The organism is Embleya scabrispora DSM 41855, from assembly GCF_000372745.1.
In the GTDB taxonomy this organism is placed as follows: Bacteria; Actinomycetota; Actinomycetes; order Streptomycetales; family Streptomycetaceae; genus Embleya; species Embleya scabrispora.
The window spans coordinates 1-2013 of the sequence record NZ_KB889642.1 but is presented as its reverse complement, the minus strand read 5'-3'; the positions used below and the strand labels follow the sequence as shown (position 1 = coordinate 2013).

Below are 2013 nucleotides of genomic sequence, written 5' to 3'. Positions count from 1 at the left end.
GGAGCCCGAGCCCGCACACGGATCACCTCGCCGTCGTCCGCAATCTCCTCAACCACCAGCGGGGCCAGACCCGAAAACACCACACCCACAAGCTCGTTCGCACTCAACACCTGCACATGATCACGGACTCACAGTCCGTCACCACCGAATGTGAGACAGAGCCGAACTTTTTACAGTCCCTCCTGGCTCTGTCGCGTAATCGGTGGTAACGAAGGGTGACGGCCTTCGTTGGCATGGCATGCGTGATGTCGACGAGCTTGTGGGTGTGGTGTTTTCGGGGTTGTCTGCCTTGGTCGTCGCTGGCGTGACGGATGAGGGCGAGTTCATCAGGGTTTCGGCGCGGACCCGGGACGATCCGGTGGCATGTCCGATGTGCGGGCAGCTGACGGGACGGGTTCACGGTTTCCACAGGCGGGTGATCGCGGATGTGCCGGTGGACGGGCGGAGGGTCGTGGCGTCCGTGCGGGTGCGGCGCATGGTCTGCCCGGTCCTGGGCTGCCCGCGGCAGACATTTCGCGAGCAGGTTCCCGGCCTGATCGAGCGCTACCAGCGGCGCACGCGACGGCTTGCCGACCAACTCGGCATGATCGTGAAGGAGTTAGCGGGCCGGGCGGGCGCCCGCCTCTCTCGCGTGCTGGCCTGCGCGATCTCCCTTTCAACCGCCCTGCGCCTGCTCATGCGCCGGGCGGTACCGCCACTGCGCGTGCCGCGCGTGCTCGGCATCGACGACTTCGCCCTCAAGCGCCGGCATCGCTATGCCACCGTGATCATCGACGCGGAGACCGGCGAACGGATCGACGTCCTGCCCGACCGCACCACCAAAACCCTGGCCGCGTGGCTACGCGAGCATCCCGGGGTCGAGTACGTCTGCCGCGACGGCTCCGGCTCCTACGGAGAAGCGATCCGCCAGGCTCTTCCCGAAGCGGTGCAGGTCAGCGACAGATGGCATCTCTGGAGCAACTTGTGCGGCAAAGTCCTGGCCGAGGTTCGATCCCACTCTGCCTGCTGGGCGACTGCGGTGAACCCCGTCCGGCCCGGAGGCGTACGCGAGCAGACCACCCGCGAGCGCTGGCAACAGGTCCACCACCTGCTCGATCAGGGCGTGGGCATACTCGAATGCGCCCGTCGCCTCGACGTCGCGCTGAACACCGTCAAGCGGTACGCCCGCCTGAAGGAGCCCACCGGCGACCGTCGCGCACCCCGATACAAGCCCACACTCGTCGACCCCTATCGCGAACACCTGCGCCAGCGTCGGGCCGAGAACCCCGCAGTGCCCGTCACCCACCTCCTGCGCGAGATCAAGGAGTTGGGCTACGCCGGCAGTGCGAACCTCCTGGTCCGCTACCTCACCCAGGGCCGCGCCGAGGGCGACAGGCCTGTCACCACCCCGCAGCGCTTCGCCCGCCTCCTCCTCACTCGCCCCGAGAACCTGCGCGACAAGGACACCGCACTGCTGCGGGAACTCACCACGGCCTGCCCCGAGATGGCAGGGCTCGCCCGTCTGACAGGAGAGTTCGCGCAACTGCTGACGCCGGCCCAGGGCAACGACGTCAAGCTCACCGCCTGGATCGCGTCAGTTCGCGCTGTCGACCTGCCCCACCTGCGCTCCTTCACGAACGGCCTGGAACTCGACCGGGCCGCTGTCGATGCCGGACTCACCATCCGACACCACAATGGCCGCACTGAGGGCGTCAACACACGAACCAAGAAGATCATGAGGCAGATGCACGGTCGAGCCGGCTTCGACCTCCTCCGGCACCGCATCCTTCTGCAGTGATTCACACAGGGCGTTACCACCGATTACGGGACAGAGCCTAAATCATCCTGATACTCCCCCGCCGGATGTGAGGCAGAACCGTTCGATTTACAGGTGGGCCAGATCGCTGCGCTGATCACCTCGGTGAAGGGAAAATGGGTCGGGTGCCCCGGTCAGCCGATGGGTCTGCGATGCCGGTGAGCTCGTTTTACAGGATGGCGATGGGGGTCGTCAGGGGACCACGGATTGTTGCCAGG

Annotated in this window: 1 protein-coding gene; it reads left to right on the top strand. The window is 66.2% G+C overall.

Going from position 1 to position 2013, the window contains the following annotated elements; translation table 11 throughout:
- Positions 1–238 precede the first annotated feature (238 nt).
- Positions 239–1777, top strand: coding sequence for an ISL3 family transposase (locus A3IC_RS0115380; RefSeq protein WP_026218291.1), 1539 nt, complete (start codon positions 239–241; stop codon positions 1775–1777).
- Positions 1778–2013: the final 236 nt, after the last annotated feature.